The organism is Bradyrhizobium sp. CCH5-F6 (genome assembly GCF_001556045.1).
GTDB lineage: Bacteria > Pseudomonadota > Alphaproteobacteria > Rhizobiales > Xanthobacteraceae > Bradyrhizobium.
On sequence record NZ_LSIC01000017.1, the window covers coordinates 37803 to 54552 of the forward strand.

The 16750-nt window shown below is 65.6% G+C and carries 17 protein-coding genes; 11 read left to right on the top strand and 6 right to left on the bottom strand.

Features of this window, described 5'->3' with window-relative positions; genetic code table 11:
* Positions 1 to 32: 32 nt before the first annotated feature.
* Positions 33 to 356 (top strand): heme-degrading protein HmuQ, encoded by a 324-nt coding sequence (gene hmuQ, locus AX729_RS03520; protein WP_061020515.1) that lies wholly within the window; start codon positions 33 to 35, stop codon positions 354 to 356.
* A gap of 172 nt (positions 357 to 528) precedes the next feature.
* Here the strand turns inward: hmuQ and AX729_RS03525 are convergent, their stop codons facing one another.
* From AX729_RS03525 to AX729_RS03540, 5 genes are all read right to left on the bottom strand, one after another.
* Positions 529 to 984 (bottom strand): GNAT family N-acetyltransferase, encoded by a 456-nt coding sequence (locus tag AX729_RS03525; RefSeq protein WP_061020516.1) that lies wholly within the window; start codon positions 982 to 984, stop codon positions 529 to 531.
* Positions 985 to 1072: 88 nt separating this feature from the next.
* Positions 1073 to 1885: a PAS-domain containing protein gene (locus AX729_RS03530; protein ID WP_061020517.1), complete on the bottom strand. Its 813-nt coding sequence runs from the start codon at positions 1883 to 1885 to the stop codon at positions 1073 to 1075.
* A gap of 128 nt (positions 1886 to 2013) precedes the next feature.
* A complete protein-coding gene (locus AX729_RS39375; RefSeq protein ID WP_061020518.1) occupies positions 2014 to 2172 on the bottom strand; it encodes a hypothetical protein in 159 nt (52 codons plus the stop codon).
* Positions 2173 to 2245: 73 nt separating this feature from the next.
* Entirely contained in the window at positions 2246 to 2422 is a 177-nt protein-coding gene (locus AX729_RS40360; RefSeq protein WP_197433528.1) for a hypothetical protein, read from the bottom strand.
* A 154-nt stretch (positions 2423 to 2576) separates the two neighbouring features.
* A complete protein-coding gene (locus tag AX729_RS03540; RefSeq protein ID WP_061020519.1) occupies positions 2577 to 3227 on the bottom strand; it encodes a glutathione S-transferase family protein in 651 nt (216 codons plus the stop codon).
* Positions 3228 to 3769: 542 nt separating this feature from the next.
* Between AX729_RS03540 and AX729_RS03545 the strand changes: the two genes are divergently transcribed.
* The 7 genes from AX729_RS03545 (at position 3770) to AX729_RS03575 (ending at position 11968) form a co-directional block, all read left to right on the top strand.
* Positions 3770 to 4972, top strand: a complete 1203-nt coding sequence (locus tag AX729_RS03545) for a pyridoxal phosphate-dependent aminotransferase (RefSeq protein ID WP_061020561.1) — start codon at positions 3770 to 3772, stop codon at positions 4970 to 4972.
* Positions 4973 to 5261: 289 nt separating this feature from the next.
* Positions 5262 to 5741 (top strand): DUF992 domain-containing protein, encoded by a 480-nt coding sequence (locus tag AX729_RS03550; protein WP_061020520.1) that lies wholly within the window; start codon positions 5262 to 5264, stop codon positions 5739 to 5741.
* A 156-nt stretch (positions 5742 to 5897) separates the two neighbouring features.
* Positions 5898 to 7946, top strand: a complete 2049-nt coding sequence (locus tag AX729_RS03555; protein ID WP_061020521.1) for an elongation factor G — start codon at positions 5898 to 5900, stop codon at positions 7944 to 7946.
* Positions 7947 to 8235: 289 nt separating this feature from the next.
* The gene (locus AX729_RS03560) at positions 8236 to 8508 is read left to right on the top strand and encodes a helix-turn-helix domain-containing protein (protein WP_061020522.1); all 273 of its coding nucleotides are present in this window, start codon (positions 8236 to 8238) and stop codon (positions 8506 to 8508) included.
* A gap of 112 nt (positions 8509 to 8620) precedes the next feature.
* Positions 8621 to 10363, top strand: a complete 1743-nt coding sequence (locus AX729_RS03565; protein ID WP_061020523.1) for a SulP family inorganic anion transporter — start codon at positions 8621 to 8623, stop codon at positions 10361 to 10363.
* A 72-nt stretch (positions 10364 to 10435) separates the two neighbouring features.
* Positions 10436 to 11275 carry a shikimate dehydrogenase gene (locus AX729_RS03570; protein WP_061020524.1) on the top strand — a complete coding sequence of 280 codons (840 nt, stop codon included), beginning with the start codon at positions 10436 to 10438 and terminating at the stop codon, positions 11273 to 11275.
* Between the two features lie 66 nt (positions 11276 to 11341).
* Complete coding sequence (locus tag AX729_RS03575) at positions 11342 to 11968, top strand: hypothetical protein (RefSeq protein WP_061020525.1); 627 nt, start codon at positions 11342 to 11344, stop codon at positions 11966 to 11968.
* Between the two features lie 139 nt (positions 11969 to 12107).
* Here the strand turns inward: AX729_RS03575 and AX729_RS03580 are convergent, their stop codons facing one another.
* Positions 12108 to 13244 (bottom strand): alpha-hydroxy acid oxidase, encoded by a 1137-nt coding sequence (locus AX729_RS03580; RefSeq protein ID WP_061020526.1) that lies wholly within the window; start codon positions 13242 to 13244, stop codon positions 12108 to 12110.
* Positions 13245 to 13358: 114 nt separating this feature from the next.
* Between AX729_RS03580 and AX729_RS40365 the strand changes: the two genes are divergently transcribed.
* The 3 genes from AX729_RS40365 (at position 13359) to AX729_RS03590 (ending at position 16549) form a co-directional block, all read left to right on the top strand.
* Positions 13359 to 13526, top strand: a complete 168-nt coding sequence (locus tag AX729_RS40365) for a hypothetical protein (RefSeq protein WP_197433529.1) — start codon at positions 13359 to 13361, stop codon at positions 13524 to 13526.
* Positions 13527 to 13748: 222 nt separating this feature from the next.
* Positions 13749 to 15092, top strand: coding sequence for a phosphoglucosamine mutase (glmM, locus tag AX729_RS03585; protein WP_061020527.1), 1344 nt, complete (start codon positions 13749 to 13751; stop codon positions 15090 to 15092).
* A gap of 206 nt (positions 15093 to 15298) precedes the next feature.
* Positions 15299 to 16549, top strand: coding sequence for an MFS transporter (locus AX729_RS03590; protein WP_061020528.1), 1251 nt, complete (start codon positions 15299 to 15301; stop codon positions 16547 to 16549).
* The last annotated feature ends 201 nt before the right edge of the window (positions 16550 to 16750 follow it).

Below are 16750 nucleotides of genomic sequence, written 5' to 3' on the forward strand. Positions count from 1 at the left end.
CATGATGGGCGGAGCATCAGGAGAGACCACCCATGTACATCGCCATGAATCGCTTCCGCGTCGCCAAGGGCTCCGAGGCCGCTTTCGAGCAGGTCTGGCTCACGCGCGACACCCATCTCGACAAGGTGCCGGGCTTCGTCGAATTCCATCTGCTGAGGGGCCCCGAACTCGAGGACCACACGCTCTACGCCTCCCACACCGTGTGGGCGAACCACGCGGCGTTCGAGGCCTGGACCAAGTCGGAGGCGTTTCGCGCGGCGCATCACAAGGCGGGTGACAACAAGCCGCTTTATCTCGGCCATCCCCAGTTCGAGGGCTTCGAGGTGGTGCAGACGGTCGGGCGCGGCGCGAAGTGACGCGGCCAACACAAAAAAATGCGGTCCCTGTCAGACGCGGCGACTGACGGGGACCGCTTTGGAGCGCTTGATCGGTGACGGGGGGCCTGACCAGACGCAGGTGCAACCTAGCCTTGCTATGTTACGCGCGGGTGACAGGCGGAGTTATCCACAGGGCTCCCGGCGCAGGGGCTCAGAAGATCTTGCGATAGACGATGAAGCCGGACCGCTCGGCGACCTTGTCGTATAGGCGCTGTGCCGTGAGATTGGTCTCATGCGTCTGCCAGTAGACGCGCGGCGATCCCGCCAGCCTTGCCCGCTCGTAGACGCCATGGATCAGCGCCGAGGCGACACCCTTGCCGCGCGCCGCCTCGAGCGTGAACAGATCCTGCAAATAGCAGGATGGTTCGATCGCGGTGGTGCTGCGATGAAAAAGATAGTGCGTCAGGCCGAGCAAGCGGCCTTCGTCCTCGGCGACCAGCGCGTGCATCGGCTCATAGGCGTCGAAGAAGCGCTGCCACGTCATGCGCGTGATCTCGGGCGCGAGCGCGGTCGGACCGGAGCGGCCGTAGAAGGCGTTGTAGCCGTCCCACAGCGGCAGCCATTGATCGTAGTCCTGCCTGGTGACGGCGCGAATGGTGAGGGACATGTGAGCTTCCGAAGCCGATGAAGCACCCTTCATACGTGATGATTGCGTCGTCGAGCAACCTGGCGGCCAATCCGGACAAGATCATGCTCTACTCGGCGACGCGCAAGGTCCGGATCAGCCGGCCGGCCGTGGGGTCGCGCAGTGAGCGGTAGTAGTCGGCGCGTGAGGGCGCATCGGTGTGGCGCACGAGGTCGGTCACCGGCGTGTAGCTCAGCATCCGCCCGCCGTCGGGCAGCGCGGTGCAAACGAAGCGCAGCACCTCGCCGTTGCGCAGTTTGATGTTGATCGGCGTGGCATCGCCGAGCCGCACCATCTCCATGCGCTGCGCGATGAAGGTGCCGAGCTCGTCCTCCGGCAGCTCGAACGCGCCGGTGTCTCGGCCGTGATACATCAGCGCGATGAAGGGCGGCTTGCCGTCGGCGATCACGTCCGGCACTGCGAAGTAACTGCGGAACGCGCGGTTGATGAATTCGGCCCGGGTCTCGGCATCGAGCAGCACGATACCGATATCGACCTGGTCGAGCGCGGCCGACAGCCGCGCGGCCGTGGCGTGGCTCTTCCGCTCGGCCGCGAACGTGTCGAGCAGCCTCTGGCGCATCAGGCCGGTGATGCCGGCGGTGCCGGCAGCCGTGATGGCAAGGAGGCCGAGCCGGACCAGATCGGCGGGTCCATAGCCGGACACGCCGTGATGGTTGAGGAAGAACAGTGCCGCGCCGATCACCGCGAGAACCGCGGTGGTCATGGCGGAGGCGAGACCCGCGAGCGCGCCGGCGAGAGCCACGATGCAGATGAACAGCGGCGCGGGCGAGGGAGTAGGGACAAAGCGATCGAACAGCATCGCCAGCAACAGGGTCGCTGCCGTCAGCGCCGGACCGGAGATCGCACGCCATCCGAAACGCATGGACCAGTCTCGCTCCTCCCGAACGAGGTAAGGTCGCAACACTGACTGATTGTTTCGCGATCCCGACGCGATTTCGTGCGGCGTGCTTAAGGCGCGCTTGCGTACAAGCCTAAAGCTTTCGGATGATTTTAGACCATGTGCGCGTGCTTGACGCGCTGTTGCATTGCGGGCCCATTCAGCGTCGACGTCCCCACGCCCTTGCGCGTACCGACGATGATCAGCAGCGACGCTGCGACCAGGATGGCCGCGGTCAGGGTGATTGCAACGACGACCACAGGTGATTTCATCGACGTCCTGTCGCGATGCCGGTCGGCGCGGGCCGCACGGCGCCCTGAAGGCAGGTCCAGGATGAAACGGGAATCAGACCGGCAGGCCCATCGCCATGGTCGCCTTGGTCGACAGCACCGTCAGGGTGACGATCACGCACAGCGAAAGCGCGGCGACGGCGAGCGAGGCCGCGACCGCATGGGTGAGCCGGGAAGACGCGACGGTAGCGGATGGGCTCTGAAAGCCTGCCGTGCCGGACGCCCGCATCATGGTCTAAATCCTTCAACGCGCGAGCGAATCACCCGCGACCTCCCGCAATTTCACCGTTGCAACCGGCAATATTGCGGCGGCGGTCGCGCCAAAAACGGCGAGATTGCGGCAGCAGCGTCCCTTATGCCCGCTATTCGACGGAGCGGGGTCGCCGTCAGGCGCCGGCCGCGATGCTGGCGGGGTCGGAGATATCGGCAGGGCACCAGTCCATCGACACGAAGCCGGGCGCGGCCTCAACCCGCTTCAGCCAGTCCCGGATGGCAGGAAAGGTTGAAAGATCGAAGTCGCAGCGGTCGGCAAGGTGGGTGTAGCCGTACAGCGCGATGTCGGCGACCGTCAGCTGGCGCGCGGCGAAATAGGCGTTGGTCTTGAGATGGTTCTCCATCACCTGGAGCGCGCCATAGCCGCGCTCCATCCAGTCCTCCAGCGAATGGGTCTGGAGATCGCGGCCGCCCTTGACCAGCGACAGCCAGAAATAGGCGGCGCCGATGTTCGGCTCGAGCGCGTGCTGCTCGAAGAACATCCATTGCAGCGCCTCGGCGCGATCGATGCGATTCTCCGGCGCGAGCGGTGTGCCGACCGCGACGTACCAGAGGATGGCATTGGACTCGGCGAGATAGCGGTCCTCGCCGACCTCGAGCAGCGGCACCTGCCCCGACGGGTTCTTGCTCAGAAAGTCCGGCGTGCGGCTCTCGCCGCGCAGAATGTCCACCTCCACCGCTTCGTAGGGCAGGTTGAGCAGCGCCAGCGCAAGGCGGACCTTGTAGCTGTTGCCCGAGCGTTGCATCGAATAGAGCTTGTACATTCTGAGGTTCGGATCCGAGGACGTGAAGACGCAGGCTTGTTGCCGCGCAAGGCGGCTAAACAATGATGCCGATGCGAATCCGCCGCAAGAGCCAGCCAATAGAAAAACTCGAAAACCCTGCCGCACTGCAATGTTGCGGAAGATGATTTCCGCGCGGCGATGCAACTCAGTTCACGCTTGCGTCAACGCGGGGAGGCATTGCTCTGCGAGATCGTGAAGCAGTTGGGCATCGTATCGACGATCGGGGGATGAACCAATGCTTCCGCATCGTCATGGCCGACCGGCCATGACGGCGACGTCTCTCCTGCCGACGCCGATGCGCAAAATTGCTCCGAGGACAGGCCTTGCCGGATATGAGGGATTTGGGCGGCAAAGTTGCCCAATATTGCGGGAGATCGCGCCTCGAAGTGCTGGAATCCGTAAACTTTTGCGGGATCGGGCCGAAGTTTCTTGCGGCGCAGCGGCGCACGTTTTAGGGTGGCTCATTCCCACAATCAGAGTCGTGAGGCGAAAGGCTTCACGACGCTCGCCAGGAGATGATGATGTCCTTCCTTGCCGCCGCGCTCGACCGTGTGAAGCCGTCCGCGACCATCGCGGTCACGGATAAAGCACGCGCGCTGAAAGCGGCGGGGCGCAACGTCATCGGCCTTGGCGCCGGCGAGCCCGACTTCGACACGCCCGCCAACATCAAGCTGGCGGCGATCCACGCCATCGAGGCCGGCAAGACCAAGTATACTGCGGTCGACGGCATCCCCGAGCTGAAGGAAGCCATCATCGCCAAGTTTCAGCGCGAGAACGGCGTCGCCTACAAGCCGAACCAGATCATCGTCGGCACCGGCGGCAAGCAGGTGCTCTACAACGCGCTGATGGCGACCATCAATCCGGGCGACGAGGTGATCATCCCCGCGCCCTATTGGGTCAGCTATCCCGAGATGGTCGCGCTCGCCGGCGGCGAGCCGGTGCCGGTGGTCTGCACTGCCGCGACCGGTTTCAAGCTCCAGGCCGAGGCGCTGGAGCGCGCGATCACGCCGAAGACCAAATGGGTCATCCTGTGCTCGCCGTCGAACCCGACCGGAGCCGCCTACACGCGTTCGGAACTGAAAGCGCTCACCGACGTGCTGATGAAGCATCCCCATGTCTGGGTGATGACCGACGACATGTATGAGCATCTCGTCTACGACGACTTCCAGTTCACCACCGTCGCGCAGGTCGAGCCCGGCCTCTACGACCGCACGCTCACCGTGAACGGCGTTTCCAAGGCCTATTGCATGACCGGCTGGCGTATCGGCTATGCCGGCGGTCCGGCGCATCTCATCAAGGCGATGGCGACCATCCAGTCGCAATCGACCTCGAATCCGTGCTCGATCGCGCAGTGGGCCTCGGTCGAGGCGCTGAACGGTCCGCAGGAATTCATTCCCGCCAACAACAAGGTCTTCAAGGAGCGGCGCGACCTCGTGGTCTCCATGCTCAACCAGGCCAATGGCATCGAGTGCCCGCGCCCCGAAGGCGCATTCTACGTCTATCCCTCCTGCGCCGGCACGATCGGCAAGAAAGCGCCGTCGGGCAACGTGATCTCGAACGACGAGCAGTTCGTCACCGAGCTGCTGGAGACCGAAGGCGTTGCCGTGGTGCAGGGTTCGGCCTTCGGCCTTGGGCCTGCGTTCCGCATCTCCTATGCGACCAAGACCTCGGACCTCGAAGACGCCTGCAAACGCATCCAGCGCTTCTGCGGCAATCTGCGGTAAGCCGAGAGTACGCGGTGTGTGCCCTCTCCCCTTGTGGGAGAGGGTGGATCGCCGCGAAGCGGCGAGACGGGTGAGGGGGCGTCTCCACGAGTCCAACTCTTGCTTGAATTCGCCGAGAGAACCCCTCATCCGGCGCTGCGCGCCACCCTCTCCCACAAGGGGAGAAGGGACGACACTGCATCATTGCGCCGTGTCCGATCTGGCACCATCACGGCTGTTGTGGCATAGACCATCACGTAACACGGGTGGGCGCTCTCTCTGCTCGCATCATCATCGCCGGAGACATTTCATGCGTCGTTCATTCCTCCTCGCAGGGCTCACTGCCGTCAGCCTCCTTGCCTCCGTCGCGAACAGTGAAGCGCAGCAGCGGATGGCGCGCGTCGGCGTGCTGGAGTGCCGCGGCGGCGCCAGTGTCGGCTTCATCGTGGGATCGGTGACCCATCTCGGCTGCGTGCTGCGCGCCGACGGCTCGCCCGATGACCGCTACGTCGCGACGATCCGCAAGGTCGGCCTCGACATCGGCATCACTCAAGAGACCGCGCTCGCGTGGGGCGTGTTCGCACCGGTCGACCGCCTCGGCCCCGGCGACCTCTCCGGCAATTACGTAGGCGCGCAGGGCAGTGCCTCGATCGGCGTCGGTCTCGGCGGCAACGTGCTGGTCGGCGGGTCCAACAATTCGATCGCGCTGCAGCCGCTGAGCGTACAGGGCCAGGTCGGCCTCAACATCGCCGCGGGCCTCGAAAGCCTGGAACTGCGTCCGGGCCGGTAGGTGTCCCCGCCGGTCTTCAACTCTCCCTTCGGGAGAGGTGAAACCGCAACGACGCAGCGCAGCGACGTTTGACGCTTGCCAAATCCTGGGGACGGGCAGACCATCTGCGTTTGCCGACCCAATCATGGGCCGAGCTCCACAAGAAGGAGGCGGCGAATGGGACAAGACGTCAGAAGTCCCCGAGGTCCACGGTGCATCGCGCTGGTGGGCCCTTTCCAAAGCGGTAAAACGACACTTCTCGAAGCAATCCTGGCGCGAACGGGCGCAATCCCGCGCGCCGGCAGCGTGGATGCCGGAACTTCCGTCGGCGACGCCACGCCCGAGGCCCGCCATCACAAGATGACCGTCGGGTTGACTGCCGCGACCACGAGTTTCATGGGAGACAGCTACACCTTTCTCGATTGTCCCGGTTCCGTCGAGTTTGCCCACGACATGCGCGCCGCGCTTCCCGCGGTCGACGCCGCAATCGTGGTGTGCGAAGCCGACGAGAAGAAGCTGCCGCAGCTTCAGATCATCCTGCGCGAGCTGGAGGAGCTGAAGATTCCGCGCTTCCTGTTCCTCAACAAGATCGACCGCGCCAGCCAGCGCGTCCGCGAGACTCTCGCGACCCTCCAGCCCGCCTCGCGCGTGCCGCTGGTGCTGCGCCAGATCCCGATCTGGAAGGGCGAGCTGATCGAGGGCTTCGTCGATCTCGCGCTCGAGCGCGCCTTCATCTATCGCGAGCACAAGGCCTCAGAGGTGATCGCGCTCGAAGGCGGCGATCTCGACCGCGAGAAGGAGGCCCGCTTCTCGATGCTGGAGAAGCTCGCCGACCACGACGACGCGCTGATGGAGCAACTGCTCGAAGACATCCAGCCGCCGCGCGATGCCGTATTCGACGATCTCGCCCGCGAATTGCGCGAAGGGTTGATCTGTCCCGTGCTGCTGGGCGCCGCCGCGCGCGAGAACGGCGTGCTGCGCCTGATGAAGGCGCTGCGCCACGAGGCGCCGGGCGTCGCGGACACCGCAAGACGTCTCGGCGTGCCCGAGACCAGGGATGCGATCGGCTACGTCTTCAAGACGCTGCATTCGCAGCATGGCGGAAAGCTGTCGCTGACGCGGCTGCTCGCCGGCCAAGTCGACGACGGTGCGACGCTGCAATCGTCGTCCGGCGGCGCAGGGCGCATCTCCGGCATCCTCGCCGTCAACGGCGCCTATGACACCAAGCGCGCGTCGGCCGAAGCCGGCGACACGGTGGCGCTCGCCAAGCTCGATCCGATCAGGACCGGCGACACGGTCTCGAACGGCAAGACCCCGCTCGCGGCCTTGATTGCAATCGAGCCGACATCGCCGGTGCTCGCGATCTCGATCGCGGCCACCGATCGCAAGGACGACGTGAAGCTCGGCCAGGCGATGGCCCGGCTGCACGAGGAGGATCCCTCGCTGGTCGTGGTGCAGAACGCCCAGACCCACGATACGGTGCTGTGGGGGCAGGGCGAGATGCATCTGCGCGTCGCCGGCGAACGGCTGCGCGACCGCTTCGGCGTCAAGGTCACCTCGCATCCGCCCGCGATCGGCTATCAGGAGACCATTCGCAAGCCGATCGTCCAGCGCGGCCGCCACAAGAAGCAGTCCGGCGGCCACGGCCAGTTCGGCGACGTCGTGCTCGACATCAGGCCGCTGCCGCGCGGCGACGGCTTCAAGTTCGCCGAGAAGGTGGTGGGCGGCGCGGTGCCCCGCAACTACATCCCGGCGGTGGAGGAAGGCGTCGTCGACGGGCTGGCGCGTGGCCCGCTCGGCTTCCCCGTCACCGACGTGCAGGTGACGCTGACCGACGGCTCCTATCACAGCGTCGATTCCTCCGACCTCGCCTTCCGCACGGCGGCGCGGATCGGGCTCAACGAAGGCCTGCCGCAATGCCAACCGGTGTTGCTGGAGCCGATCCACATGGTCGAGATCGTCTGCCCGACCGAGGCCACCGCCAGGATCAACGCGATCCTGTCGGCGCGTCGCGGCCAGATCCTCGGCTTCGACACCCGCGACGGCTGGAGCGGCTGGGACTGCGTCCGCGCCATGATGCCGGAAGCCGAGATCGGCGAACTCATCGTCGAGCTGCGCTCGGCCACTGCCGGCGCCGGCAGCTTCACCCGCCAGTTCGACCACATGGCCGAAGTCACCGGCCGTGCCGCCGACCAGATCATCGCCGCGCATCAACACGCGGCGTGATCGGTTAGGGAGGTGACGGCCTCTCTCTCCCTCTCCCCGTTCTTCATGGGGAGAGGGCAGGGTGAGGGGCTGCCTCCGCGCGTGCGGAGCTTCCTTTAGGCTGCGGTTTCTCCAAGCGTCATTGCGAGCGCAGCGAAGCAATCCAGAGTCTTTCCGCGGCGGGATTCTGGATTGCTTCGCTGCGCTCGCAATGACGGAGGAGGCGCTTGCATTCGTCCTAAGATGATGTATTTTACATCATTGTATATGTGTAGGATATCACTTATAGTATCTCATACGTGAGGCCAAGTTGATCACGTCATTTCAGATGCGGGCGGCGCGGGCGCTGCTCGGCATTGACCAGAAAGCCTTGGCCGAGCTCGCCGGCGTGTCGCTGCCGACCATCCAGCGGATGGAGGCTTCTACCGGCAATGTTCGCGGCGTCGTCGAGACCCTGATCAAGGTGGTCGACGCGTTCGATCGGGCCGGCGTCGAGCTGATCGGCGAGCAGGCGCGCAGCGACAGCGGCGGGCGTGGCGTTCGTCTCAAGGAGCCGGGGCCGCCGCGACGGGTGGGGGCATGATCTTGTATTGATCGTGCTCGGGATCAGGATGAGCTAGCGCATCGTCGCGCCTCGGCAACACGCGACGCACGATGCTTCGGGGCATTGTGGGGCAGCGGAGCACTTTGCTGAGATGAGCATCACGAGCGATCACGCGGGCAAACTGCATCAGCTTCGCCGGCCGACCTTTGCCGAACTGTATCTGCCAAAGCTCGTCACCGTCTGGCGCGAAGGCTATGGCTTGGCGGACTTCCGTGCCGACGTTTTCGCGGGCCTGACGGTCGCGATCGTCGCGCTGCCGCTGTCGATGGCGATCGCCATCGCCTCGGGCGTGACGCCCGACCGCGGCCTCTACACCGCCGTCGTCGGCGGCTTCATCGCATCCCTGCTCGGCGGCAGCCGGTTCCAGATCGGCGGACCTGCCGGCGCCTTCATCGTCCTGGTCGCCGCGACCGCGGAGCGTCACGGCGTCGACGGTGTCATCCTCGCGACCCTGATGGCGGGCCTGTTCCTGATCGCCGCGGGCCTGTTGCGGGTCGGCACCTACATCAAGTTCATTCCCTATCCGGTGACGGTCGGCTTCACCGCCGGCATCGCGGTCATCATCTTTGCCAGCCAGCTCCGCGATCTCTCAGGCATCACGCTCACGGGGAAGGAACCCAGCGAGTTCGTGCCGAAGCTCGTCGCGCTCGCCGGCGGCCTCAACACCGTCAATCCGTCCGCCGTCGCGGTCGCCATCGTCAGCATCGCCATCATCGCCGCCTTGCGGCGCTGGCGGCCGTCCTGGCCCGGTATTCTGATCGCGGTCGTGTTTGCTGCGGTCGCGACTGCGCTGCTGTCGCTCCCCGTCGAGACCATCGGCTCGCGCTTCGGCGGCATTCCGCGCGAACTTCCCTCGCCGGCGCTGCCCGCGTTCTCGCTGGAGAAGGCAAGGGCGGTGCTGCCGGACGCGATCGCCTTCGCGCTGCTGGCCGCCATCGAATCGCTGCTGTCGGCGGTGGTCGCCGACGGCATGACCGGCCGCCGTCACCGCTCGAATTGCGAGCTGGTGGCGCAAGGCGCGGCCAATATAGGCTCGGCGCTGTTCGGCGGCATCTGCGTCACCGGCCTGATCGCTCGCACCGCCACCAACATCCGCGCCGGCGCGCGCGGTCCGCTCGCGGGCATGCTGCATTCGGTGTTCCTGCTGCTGTTCATGCTGATCGCGGCGCCGCTGGCGAGCTACATTCCGCTGGCCGCGCTCGCCTCGGTCCTGGTCGTGGTGGCCTGGACCATGGCGGAGAAGCACGAATTCGCCACGCTCCTGCGCTCATCATGGGGCGATGCCGTCGTGCTGCTTTCGACTTTCCTGCTCACGGTCTTCCGCGACCTGACCGAAGGCATTCTCGTCGGCTTCGCACTCGGCGCGGTGCTGTTCATTCACCGCATGTCGGAGATGACGGGCATTGAGGAGCGCGCACCGTTCGTAGCCGCCGATCGACCCGACGACGGCAACGGCGCGCGTGTTCCCTACGATCCCGCCCTCGCGGTCGATCGCGACGTGCTGGTCTATCGCATCACCGGTGCGTTCTTCTTCGGCGCCGCCTCGGCGATCGGCAGCGTGCTCGACGGCGTCGCCGACGGGCGCAAGGCCTTCGTGGTCGACTTCGCCGCGGTGCCGTTCCTGGATTCGACCGCGGCCAACGTGCTTGGCCGCGTCGCCGCCAAGGCGCACCGCCAGGGCATCAGGCTGTTCATCACGGGAGCCTCGCCCACGGTCCGCCGCGCGCTGCTCACCCATGGTGTCACGCCGCCGCGCGCGCGCTATCGCACGAGCCTCGAGCGCGCCATCGCCGACATCAAGGGCTCTGCGCCCGCTGAGGCTGCCGCGGACTAGCGGGCGTCCCGCGCGCTTGACAGACCCCGCCGGACGCGAAATGGATCGCCTCGGAAACGACCCGAGGGAAAGATGACCGCGCGCAAGACCCCCGCAGCCTGTCTGATCGGATGGCCGGCGGCGCATTCGCGCTCGCCACTGATCCATCATCACTGGCTGCGCACGCTCGGCATCGAGGGCGGCTACGTCATCGAGGCGGTGCCGCCCGAGGACCTGCGCGATTTCGTGCTGCGGCTGTCGTTGCGCGGCTTCGTCGGTGCCAACGTCACCATCCCGCACAAGGAAGGCGTGCTGGCGCTGTCGACGCCCGACGCCCGCGCACAGGCGGTCGGCGCAGCGAACACGCTGTGGTTTGCCGATGGCGAGCTGCGTTCGACCAACACCGACGTCGAAGGCTTCATCAACAATCTCGACGCCAGCGCGCCAGGCTGGGGCGCGGCCGAGGAGGCGCTGGTGCTTGGCGCCGGAGGATCCTCGCGCGCGGTCGTGTTCGGCCTGCTCGAACGCGGCATCAAATGCGTGCACGTCGCCAATCGTACCGTCGCGCGGGCCGAGACGCTGGCAAAGCAGTTCGGGCCGAACGTGCGTCCGCTGCCGTGGGACGCGATCGACGACGTGCTGCCGCGCGCAGGACTTCTCGTGAACACGACCTCGCTCGGCATGCGCGGCCAGCCTTCACTCGATGTTGATGTCGCACGCCTGCCGCAAGCGGCAGTCGTTGCCGATCTCGTCTATGTTCCGCTGGTGACGCCGCTGCTCGCCGCGGCAAGGGCGCGCGGCCTGAAGACCGCCGACGGGCTCGGCATGCTGCTGCACCAGGCGGTGCGCGGCTTCGAGCTGTGGTTCGGCCGGCGGCCCGAGGTCACCGCCGAGCTCCGTGCGCTGGTCGAGGCCGATCTCACAAAGACTTGAGAGGGACGCGGCGAATAGCACACCATCTCCGGAGTTCTACCCCCGTGGGGACGATCGGAGACCATCATGACGATTCAACGCGCTACTTTCACACGTCCACTGATCGCCGTCGCGATGGTGGTCGTCTCGACTTACTGCGCCTTCGCCCAGAGGGCGCCGGTGCCGACGCGCGTGCGCGGCACCATCGAAAGCGTCAATAACGACACCATGCAGGTCAAGTCGCGCACCGGCGAGGACGTGAAGCTTCACCTCGCTTCTGACGTGAACGTGTCGGGCATTACCAGGATTTCACTCGCCGACGTCAAGCCGGGTTCGTTCATCGGCGCGACCACCGTGCCGGGACCGGACGGCAGCCAGAACGCCGTCGAGGTCCACGTGTTTCCGGAGAGCATGCGCGGCACCGGCGAAGGCTCGCGGCCCTGGGACCTCAAGCCGAACTCCAGCATGACCAATGCGACGGTGGCCGAAAGCGTCGTCGGCAACGACGGTCACACGCTGCTGGTCAAGTACAAGGACGGCGAGAAGAAGGTGTTCGTCGCCGACAACACGCCGGTGGTGACCTTCGTGCCGAGCGACAAATCCGAGTTGAAGCCGGGCGCCAAGGTCATCGCCTTCATCAAGCAATTGCCGGATGGCTCGTTCGAGGCCAACCGCGTCAGCGTCGGCCGCGACGGCCTCACGCCGCCGATGTGAGGTGGGGAGGTACGCTTCCGTAGCGTCGTAGTGTGGGCAAAGGCGCCTTTGCGCCGTGCCCACATCTGCTTTACGTCGCGCGAAAGGTGGTGGGCACGCTTCGCTTTGCCCACCCTACGCTACGGCACCGTCTCCGCGCTCACACCGCAATCACATGATCGTCGATCTCGTCGATCCGGTTGACGCCGCACAGGCCCATGGTGGTGAGCAGCTCCTTCTGGATGATGTCGATCGCCTTGGCGACGCCGGCCTGGCCGCCGGCGCCCAGGCCATAGGCATAGGCGCGGCCGATCATGCAGGACTTTGCGCCGAGCGCGAGCGCGCGCATCACGTCCTGGCCGGAGCGGATGCCGCCGTCGAACATGATCTCCATCTTGTCGCCGACCGCGTCGGCGATCTCCGGCAACACCTCGATCGAGGACGGCGCGCCGTCGAGCTGGCGGCCGCCGTGGTTGGAGACGACGAGGGCCTGCGCGCCGGTCTTGGCGGCTTCCTCGGCGTCCTCGACGTCGAGAATGCCCTTGATGACGAGCTTGCCCGGCCAGATGCTGCGGACCCAGTCGACGTCCTTCCAGTTCAGCGAGGTGTCGAACTGCGACGCCGTCCATTCGGCGAGGCGGTTGAGATCCTCGGTGTTCTTCACGTGGCCGGCGATGTTGCCGAAGGTGCGGCGCTTGCCTTGCAGCACGCCGGAGACCCAGGCCGGCTTGCTGGCGAAGTCCAGCAGCTTCGACAGCGACCATTCGGGGGGCACCGTCATGCCGTTCTTGATGTCGGCATGGCGCTGGCCGATCACCTGCAGGTCGACGGTGAGCACCAGCGCGCTGCATTTCGCCGCCATCGCGCGCTGGATCAATTCCTTGATGAAGCCGCGGTCCTTCATCACGTAAAGCTGGAACCAGAACGGCTTCTCGACATTGGCGGCGATGTCCTCGATCGAGCAGATCGACATCGTCGACTGCGTGAACGGGATGCCGGCGGCCTGGGCGGCGCGGCAGGCGTGGATCTCGCCGTCGCCATGCTGCATGCCGAGCAGGCCCACGGGCGCGAGCATCAGCGGCATGGTCGAGGGTTCGCCGAGGATCGTGGTCGAGGTGTCGCGCTTGGAGACGTCGACCAGGATGCGCTGGCGGAACTTGATCGCCTGCATGTCCTCGCGGTTGGCGCGCAGCGTTTCCTCCGCATAGGAGCCGCGGTCGCAATAGTCGAAGAACGCCTTCGGCACGCGGCGCTGGTGCAGCGTGCGAAGATCGTCGATACAGGTGATGTGCTTCATGTCGTTTCCCCGGCCCGTCTTACTCGGAAGTCTTGCATCGGAAGATTTCGGGGTCATCTAGCATGGTTGGATGCACAGCCAAATCGTTTGCAGAACGTTTTGCGGGAGGGCGCCATGACGAAGCCGCACACTGGACCTTCGCCGGAAGAGATCAAGGAGAAGCACGATCTCGAGGAGGCGCTGGAAGAGGGACTGGAAGAGACCTTTCCGGGCTCCGATCCGGTCAACGTGACCCAGCCGGCGCCGAGCCGTGAGGACGGCCATGTGAAGCGCAAAGGCTAGAGGCGGGGTTCCCGCCCCGGTGCGGCTTTCCGGCAGGAAATATAGTGTTAACAGGATCTTACCGAGCCGGCCGCTGCCGGTTCCGTAATGATTCATCATATTTTTTGAAGCCAAGTTAGCCGCAATGGGACTATAAGACCCCAAGCAAATCAGGGATGCGGGCCTCCTTCGGGCAGCCCGTGGTTGCGAGGGGATCCCCTGGTTGTTGCCTTGGGGGACGATATGAGCCGCAAATATTTCGGGACGGACGGGATCAGGGGCCGCGCCAACGGACTGATCACGCCGGAGCTCGCGCTCAAGGTCGGCCAGGCCGCTGGCCTGGCGTTTCAGCGCGGCGACCACCGCCACCGGGTCGTGATCGGCAAGGACACGCGGCTGTCCGGCTACATGATCGAATATGCGATGGTTGCAGGCTTCACCTCGGTCGGCATGGACGTGCTGCTGGTCGGCCCGATGCCGACACCGGCCGTCGCGATGCTGACCAAGTCGATGCGCGCCGACCTCGGCGTGATGATCTCGGCCTCGCACAATCTGTTCGAGGACAACGGCATCAAGCTGTTCGGGCCGCAGGGCTTCAAGCTTTCCGACGACGTCGAGAAGCAGATCGAGCAGCTGCTCGACGAGTCTCTCGACAAGCGGCTCGCACAGAGCGCGAGCCTCGGGCGCGCCCGCCGTATCGACGGCGTGCACGACCGCTACATCGAATTCGCCAAGCGCACGCTGCCGCGCGATCTGTCGCTGGACGGCCTGCGCGTCGTGGTCGATTGCGCGAACGGTGCCGCCTACAAGGTGGTGCCGGAGGCGCTGTGGGAGCTGGGCGCCGACGTCGTGCCGATCGGCGTCGAGCCCGACGGCTTCAACATCAACAAGGAATGCGGCTCGACTTCGCCGGAAGCACTGTCGAAAAAGGTGCGCGAGATGCGCGCCGACATCGGCATCGCGCTCGACGGTGACGCCGACCGCGTCATCCTGGTCGACGAGCGCGGCCACGTCGTCGACGGCGACCAGTTGCTCGCGGTGATCGCGCAGAGCTGGAAGGAAGACGGCCGGCTGTCGCGGCCGGGCATCGTCGCCACCGTGATGTCCAATCTCGGGCTCGAACGCTTCCTGCAAGGGCAGGGGCTCGAACTCGTGCGAACGCCGGTCGGCGACCGCTACGTGCTCGAGCAGATGCTGAACGGCGGCTACAATCTCGGCGGCGAGCAGTCCGGCCACATCATCCTGTCCGACTATGCCACCACCGGCGACGGCTTCGTTGCCGCCTTGCAGGTGCTGGCCGTGGTGCAGAAGCTGCGCCGTCCCGTCTCCGAAGTCTGCCACCGCTTCGATCCGCTGCCGCAGATCCTCAAGAACGTTCGCCACAAGGGCGGCAAGCCGCTCGACGATTCCGACGTCAAGTCGGCGATCTCGGACGGCGAGAAGCGGCTCAACGGCCACGGCCGTCTCTTGATCCGCTCCTCGGGCACGGAGCCCGTGATCCGCGTCATGGGCGAAGGCGAGGACCGCATCCTGGTCGAAGACGTCGTCGACACCATCGTCCTGGCGCTCGGCCAGGCCGCGGCGTAGGGCACAACTGTAGCCCGGATGGAGCGAAGCGAAATCCGGGATTCGCGCAACAGGCGATAAGGACCCGGATTGCGCTTCGCTCCATCCGGGCTACGAACCTCGCAGCAGGGACCACGCATCCCAGCCATTTGCGATTGGTGGTGGTTCGGCCGTCGCCACCATCGTACCCAAGAGCTCGCGGCAGCCTGCCGCGCCGGGATGCTTCAGTGAACAAGCCTGTCGTCGTCTCCGAGGAAACGCTGACCGAGCCCGTCGTCGTCGCCGACGTGGCGCCCGCTGCCGCCAGGGCCGCGGGGCCGGCTTATGTCGTGCTTGCCGGCATCAGCTTCTCGCACTTCCTCAACGACACCATGCAGTCGCTGATCGCCTCGGTGTATCCGATCCTGAAGGACACCTACGCGCTCGACTTCGCGCAGATCGGCATGATCACGCTGGCTTTCCAGTTCACGGCCTCGCTGCTGCAGCCGGTGGTCGGCCACTATACCGACAAGAAGGCGCAGCCCTATTCGCTGGCGATCGGCATGGCCGCGACGTTCTTCGGCCTGTTGCTGCTCAGCGCCGCGCACCAATATCTCGTCATCCTCGTCGCCGCCGCGTTGGTCGGCCTCGGTTCGGCGGTGTTTCACCCCGAGTCGGCGCGCATCGCGCGGCTCGCGTCCGGCGGCCGCTACGGCTTTGCGCAATCGGTGTTCCAGCTCGGCGGCAGTTTCGGCACCTCGATGGGACCGGTGCTGGCGGCGCTGATCGTGGTGCCGTTCGGTCAGGGCAGCATCGCCTGGTTCTCTTCGATCGCCTTCCTCGCGATCCTCATCCTCTGGCGCATCGGCCGCTGGTACGCACCGCAGATCAAGGCGAAGAAGGCGACCCCCGTTCACACCGAGCCGGGCGGGCCGAGCTCGCGCCGTGTCGCGGCGGCGCTGCTCGTGCTGGTCGCGCTGTTGTTCTCGAAACAGCTCTACGTCTCGAGCCTGTCGAGCTACTACATCTTCTATCTGATCGACCGCTTCGGCGTGTCGACGCAGGCAGCCCAGATCTATCTCTTCGTCTTCCTGGCGGCGAACGCTGTGGGCGCGTTTCTCGGAGGTCCGTTGGGCGATCGGTTCGGACGCAAGATCGTAATCTGGATCTCGATTCTCGGCGCGCTTCCGTTCACGCTGGCGCTGCCTTATGCGGGGCTCGTCGGCAGCGCCGTTCTCAGCGTCGTCATCGGTCTGATCATCTCCTCGACGACGTCGTCGATCATCGTGTTCGCGCAGGAGCTGGTGCCGCACCGCTTCGGCATGATCTCCGGCGTGTTCTTCGGCGTCGCCTTCGGCATCGGGGGCCTGGGCGCGGCCGTGCTCGGCAAGCTCGCCGACCACACCTCGATCGCGTTCGTCTACCAGGTCTGTGCCTGGCTTCCGGCGATCGGGCTCCTCGCGGTATTCCTGCCCAAGCTGCCGCGGCACGTGCGTTGACGCATCCTGTCTCGCCGCCTTCCAGCTTCACACATCGTTAGGAAATGCGGCGAAGTCGCCGCATTTGGCGCGGCGTTTTTGCAACGCTGGCGAGGGGCGCGCGTGTGCGTAGAGAAAAAATCAACCTTAAAAATTAGGGTTAAGTGGCGCTTAAACATTTGCTGGCATCGTCCGGGCCGTGAGTTTCCAGAACGTGAGGCG

Bases quoted from the DNA above. Each gene is read 5' to 3' on its own strand.
- hmuQ (WP_061020515.1), top strand. From the start codon at position 33: ATGTACATCGCCATGAATCGCTTCCGCGTCGCCAAGGGCTCCGAGGCC.
- AX729_RS03525 (WP_061020516.1), bottom strand. From the start codon at position 984: ATGTCCCTCACCATTCGCGCCGTCACCAGGCAGGACTACGATCAATGG.
- AX729_RS03530 (WP_061020517.1), bottom strand. From the start codon at position 1,885: ATGCGTTTCGGATGGCGTGCGATCTCCGGTCCGGCGCTGACGGCAGCG.
- AX729_RS39375 (WP_061020518.1), bottom strand. From the start codon at position 2,172: ATGAAATCACCTGTGGTCGTCGTTGCAATCACCCTGACCGCGGCCATC.
- AX729_RS40360 (WP_197433528.1), bottom strand. From the start codon at position 2,422: ATGATGCGGGCGTCCGGCACGGCAGGCTTTCAGAGCCCATCCGCTACC.
- AX729_RS03540 (WP_061020519.1), bottom strand. From the start codon at position 3,227: ATGTACAAGCTCTATTCGATGCAACGCTCGGGCAACAGCTACAAGGTC.
- AX729_RS03545 (WP_061020561.1), top strand. From the start codon at position 3,770: ATGTCCTTCCTTGCCGCCGCGCTCGACCGTGTGAAGCCGTCCGCGACC.
- AX729_RS03550 (WP_061020520.1), top strand. From the start codon at position 5,262: ATGCGTCGTTCATTCCTCCTCGCAGGGCTCACTGCCGTCAGCCTCCTT.
- AX729_RS03555 (WP_061020521.1), top strand. From the start codon at position 5,898: ATGGGACAAGACGTCAGAAGTCCCCGAGGTCCACGGTGCATCGCGCTG.
- AX729_RS03565 (WP_061020523.1), top strand. From the start codon at position 8,621: ATGAGCATCACGAGCGATCACGCGGGCAAACTGCATCAGCTTCGCCGG.
- AX729_RS03570 (WP_061020524.1), top strand. From the start codon at position 10,436: ATGACCGCGCGCAAGACCCCCGCAGCCTGTCTGATCGGATGGCCGGCG.
- AX729_RS03575 (WP_061020525.1), top strand. From the start codon at position 11,342: ATGACGATTCAACGCGCTACTTTCACACGTCCACTGATCGCCGTCGCG.
- AX729_RS03580 (WP_061020526.1), bottom strand. From the start codon at position 13,244: ATGAAGCACATCACCTGTATCGACGATCTTCGCACGCTGCACCAGCGC.
- AX729_RS40365 (WP_197433529.1), top strand. From the start codon at position 13,359: ATGACGAAGCCGCACACTGGACCTTCGCCGGAAGAGATCAAGGAGAAG.
- glmM (WP_061020527.1), top strand. From the start codon at position 13,749: ATGAGCCGCAAATATTTCGGGACGGACGGGATCAGGGGCCGCGCCAAC.